Genomic DNA, 4995 nt, shown 5'->3' with positions numbered 1-4995 from the left:
TCTTGCTTGTACCGTCATCGCGGGAGCCCTCAATGAACAATGAATCCCATTGTTCTTTAGTCGGGTGATTCCACAGGAACAGTCGGTACGCATCGTCAGGCGCTTCAGGCGCTTCATACGGTGTAGCAGTCATCGGGTCAATCGGGGCTTGGATACTCTTCCAATCTACACGATGTACTTTCTTACCATCACGCTCGGCATGGCTAATTTTCAACAGGAACAATCTACCCAGCAATTCCGGGAATGTGGTCACGTCACGCTTGTAGTTCATACTGTTGAAAATCTTGATGCTGTTGCTCTTCACATTTCGAGACAGCGCGATGTCATAGGAGTTCACACTCGGGAACACATCGCCTTGCACCATATTTTCAGGCTCGCCTTTGGTATTAATACCACGACCGCCTACAATCGTGAAGCCGAGTTGGAATTGCGGTGCAGGCGCTTTAGCCTCACCATTAAAGGTTTGTACATGTGAGCCTTTCTCAATGTACGCTGTGAAGCGAGCAAGGGCTGTACCCTCAGGGAGTACACGAGCACCTCCGCCTTTAGTGGTTTCGGTCATGTTCTCTGCTGCGCCTTGAGCGGCTGCTGCACGGGCTTGATTTAACAAATTGTTCATACTGTTTCCTTTATTGAATGTTTACTCATCATGTTCTTACCAATTTCACAAGCTGCTGGGAATGGTGTTGTATCGTATCGCCAATCTTTGTAATCAGGTATAACTTCACACATGGCTTTCGGGGTCTCTTCCATAATACGTTGCACGAGCAACCCGTATTCTCGTGCAAGGTCTTCTGTAGCACAATCCAAGTAAATTGCATCGTGAACAGTGTTAATTGGCAGCACTTTACCATCAGCGAAGTTACGTTTAATGAGCTCACGAATTACACGAGCACACGCTGCTTGCACAATAAAGCTTGCTTCCCCTTGACACCAGTAGTTAGCCAGTTGTGTGTCTTTATAATCCAGAACATTCTGACCATTGATGTACTTAGGGTACTGCCTGAAGCTGTAGCATGTCCCGCCTTTAGCACGGAAATGACCCACACGGTAAATACCCCATGAACCATCATCGTACATTTCGCGGTGCATGCAGTTCACACCTGTACGTTCTACTTCAGGACGAACGTACTTCTCTGCGAACATAGAACTCTCAGGGAAGAGCTTACGCTCCGTCTCCTGAAACAACTCTGCTTCTTCTACCGAGCATCCTGTAGCATATGCAATGCCAGCGGCAGAAGCGCCGTACTGATTAGCAAACGCACGGGGTTTAATATTCGTACGCAGTTGCTTGTACTGCTTATGTTCAGGGTGCTCTTCGTTATGGCACTTCTCGTACACTTCGTCATAAGGCTCATTCAATGAACCTGCTAAACGGTAACAGTGCATATCCGTACCATCTAATAACTGCTGCATCAAGTTCATATCACCACTAATAGCAGCCATAGCTACCACTTCAAGGGCTGAATAGTCAACCTCAACGATATAACCATCAGCACCAAAGCGAGAACTGAACATCTCCTTAACGCGTGATGTACCGTCTCGTGGTATATTCTGCATGTTTGGTTTAGAGCCGCTAAGTCGTGTCGTCACGGTTGCACAATTGTTTAACTGATGATGAATCAGGCCATCAGGTTCTACGTACTGTAACATACCTGATTGCTTAGTTACATTGCCCTCGTCATCCGTTACCTGCATTAAGTAGTACGTGCCTGTGTCTTTCAACAACGCAGCCAGTTTCTTCAAAGGCTTTGCTGCATCGGTGTAATTCACGAGTACATTCAAAGCATCTGTACCTGTACTGTACACGGGAGTACCATCGACAAGCGTACGCTTACCACGGAACTCAGCGCGTTTACCCAAGAACTGCTCTGACACAATAGTAGGAAGCTCTGGGATACTGATAAGCCCGGGAAAGACGTACTGCTTCGTACCGTTCTTGAGCTTCTCTACTTCAGTATCTTCACGAAAGACTTTAGGTTGACCTCTGTTCTTCCCAGACTTATATAACTCAAGGAACACATCGTCTGCTGGAAAGCCTGCACTTACAGGATAGAGCTTACCGTTGATGTCCTTGTAGAAGTCATCTTTCTCGAACTTAATCGGGTCATATGATACCTTAGTGCTGTACTGTACCGTACCGCCGTACATAAAGGCAGACATGTGGTAATGTGAGGTGAATTTAAAATCCAAATCCTCTGGTACATTATCAGGCATCATACTGAGGACGTTTGAACGAATTTCCTCAATCTCTTCTAACTGCTCGTGCATGTTCTTATACGCAGTATTGACATCTACGTACAAACCATTAAAGGTACTAAACGCATTGAACACTAGCGAATCCATACGAAGCTTGAACATTTCGTACATACCACGTTCCTGTAGTGCAGGTACTTGGCTGAACAGTACAGTACGAGTGTTCTCGATGTCGCCCTCAGAACCTGCTAGGTACTCCATCAGCAAAGCCTCATCAATATCCGCTGTGAGCACACCTTGCTCCCAAAGGAGCTTCACCGCATCAATCTTCTTTGACCCTCCGTATTTCAATGAGCAGTCTTCCAGCGATGGATACAGCTCCTGTTGGTTACTCAGGAGGTACTCAGCATATTGCGTACAGAAGATACGACCGCCTTGTTTCAACCAGTTCAGAAAGGTGGTAGGATAGGTTTTAAGCAACCAATGGATTTCAAATGTGGCGTTGTGTGCCACAAGCACTTTTTGGTCTGCAAGTGCAGCCTGCAACCAATCAGAACTGGCGGCCTCCTCTGCACTGTTAAAATACCACGATTGTACCTCAGCATCATCATGAGCAAACGCCGCTGCCACAATGTAGTTCTGTGGGTGATGCGGTGATGCTAAAGAGCCATAGTACTCGTGGTTCTGAGTTTCTAAATCAAGCACACACCAAGTCATAACCAGCCACTCCCTCATCATCAGGAATATTCTTATCCTCACGGATACGAACAACCTTAGGTAATCGAATAGCACGTCCTGTGCTACTAGGTTGCAAACCTTTGAGCTCCCATATTTTACCCACTACTGTGCTGGCATCATCTAGGTACTGTCTGGTCAGGTGTTTACGGGCATCGTCATCCCAGCCTGCACCTAAGTCGGCTTTAAAAGTATTATCCAGAAAACGGAAGACTAGAGCACCAACCTGACCAGTACGCTTGCCCTTACCCCATTGCACGTCAACACAAAGTAAGTCCTGTCGGTACTCACGTACCAACTTCATGGCGTTCTTACCTTTGTGCCCAGCGAGCCAACAGGCATCAGGGTCTTTAATTACTACACCCTCACCTCCGATGTCAACCTGAGTATCGAAGATTGATTTAATATCATCATATGAATGCACGTACTCATATGGTATGGTGTACGCACCAAGAGGGAGCTTGCTCTGCATTGTATCATAACGTTGAATGTACTTCGCGGGTGACATACCAAACAGAAGCTCATCATGCGTAATGTAGTCATGGAATGCCCACATACAGCCATGAGCTTTATCTACCTGTTCAGGTGTCCAAGCCTCCTTGCGATTAGGGTTCACCATACCGCTGAGTTCCTCAAGGGTTAAGTCATCAGAAATCAACTCAGCGATGAACACACCATCAGAAAGTGTACTCAGAACATCATCTTCAATCGTTAGCACTTCCTTGTACATACGTTTCCCTGTACGGGTAAACACTTGCACATTCGGGTACTCTTTCACGATTAAGGCGTACACACCATCCAGCTTAGCTTGTACTACCAGCGGGTACTCAGGCTTCTCTTTAACATCATCCCAATGCTTAACCAATTGTACAGGGCTTTTTGAATCCGCTAAGAAGCGTTCAATTTGTTCCATCTTACTCATGATAAATTCCAAATGTTCTTTTCAGGTTGAAAGTACGTCTCTGTTTTAAGTAGACTGCGTTTACCGCTGCGAGACAGCTTGTTCTTCGGTGTACTAATACCGCGAAGTAGTTCTGTCTCAGGTGTTACTGTTTGTAATGCACCAATAAAGATAGCTAAGTCCCATGTGGTTTGGATACCGACCTTACTGTTTTGTACAGCAGTCAGCGGAGGATATAATGTGTCCATACCCTCAGCAGAAATCTGTGCTGTACCAATATGAATGAACTTGTGGATAGCTGCCAAACCTCGGAAGTCATCCCAAATGTCTTCGAGTTGTTTAATATCATTACTCACACCAGCGGTGTTAGCCTTGATACGGCCCGTCATATCGGTAATGACAAGGAATGGATTGTGCTGCTCAATCACACGGGCAACTTGTGATACACTCATACCATGAATGTTCACCAGACGAATTGCATCACGATGCCCAACAACTTGCTCGTACTTCTTAGTGATTGAACCATCAGAACCAGCTTGCCACAGCTCAGCACGGGTACAGCTTAATGCAGTCTGGTACACACGAGGTGTGATACGCTCGGCCATACCCTCATTCACGCAGTACAATACAGGGCGGTAGTTCTCACCATGTAGCTTGAACTCTTGGATAGCGAGGCTTACAGCAATACGGCACAGAGCGCTCGTCTTACCTTTGTCGGTTGGAGCACACACACCTACGTTATCACCAGCGTTCAAGCCCTTGATGTTCTCAGCGAAATCAGGAAACATATCCAGAACGTATCCACTATCATCAGCGTCTGCCTGAATGTAATCCCACACATCACCGTCTGCCCATGAAGCGCTTACCTGTACCGACATACGTTGTCGGGTTAAGGCTGCAAGGTTCTGAAGCTCATACGTGATGTCAATCTCTTTACCTGATTGGTAAGCTTGTAGCAACGCCGATGCTTTACCAGAGAACGCCAGTTCTTCTAGCTGGTCAATCGTGGTATTCAGCACATCCTCAGGTACATCTTCACGAAGTCCCTCAAGCACACGATTAATTACAACCGTCTCTTCACTTGTTTGGTTCTTCTTGAGTTTCATCAGGGTACTCAGAGCCTCAACATCAATCTCATCATGCTCAGGGTATTTCTGGTAGTA

At 46.3% G+C, this 4995-nt stretch carries 4 protein-coding genes; all 4 read right to left on the bottom strand.

Going from position 1 to position 4995, the window contains the following annotated elements; translation table 11 throughout:
• The coding region (locus ABWK52_RS27945; protein WP_353772306.1) for a hypothetical protein at window positions 1–619 on the bottom strand (619 nt) is incomplete at its 3' end.
• Entirely contained in the window at window positions 616–2913 is a 2298-nt protein-coding gene (locus ABWK52_RS27940) for a DNA polymerase (protein WP_353772305.1), read from the bottom strand. The genes ABWK52_RS27940 and ABWK52_RS27945, both read right to left, overlap by 4 nt.
• Window positions 2894–3853: an ATP-dependent DNA ligase gene (locus ABWK52_RS27935; protein ID WP_353772304.1), complete on the bottom strand. Its 960-nt coding sequence runs from the start codon at window positions 3851–3853 to the stop codon at window positions 2894–2896. The genes ABWK52_RS27940 and ABWK52_RS27935 overlap by 20 nt, the downstream gene beginning before the upstream one ends.
• The coding region (locus ABWK52_RS27930; RefSeq protein WP_353772303.1) for a hypothetical protein at window positions 3850–4995 on the bottom strand (1146 nt) is incomplete at its 5' end. The genes ABWK52_RS27930 and ABWK52_RS27935, both read right to left, overlap by 4 nt.

Origin of the sequence: Bacillus sp. AP50, from assembly GCF_040492675.1 — a bacterium.
Classification (GTDB): Bacteria; Bacillota; Bacilli; order Bacillales; family Bacillaceae_G; genus Bacillus_A; species Bacillus_A cereus.
Note: the sequence above shows the minus strand (reverse complement) of the source record. Positions and strands in the feature narration are given on the sequence as shown.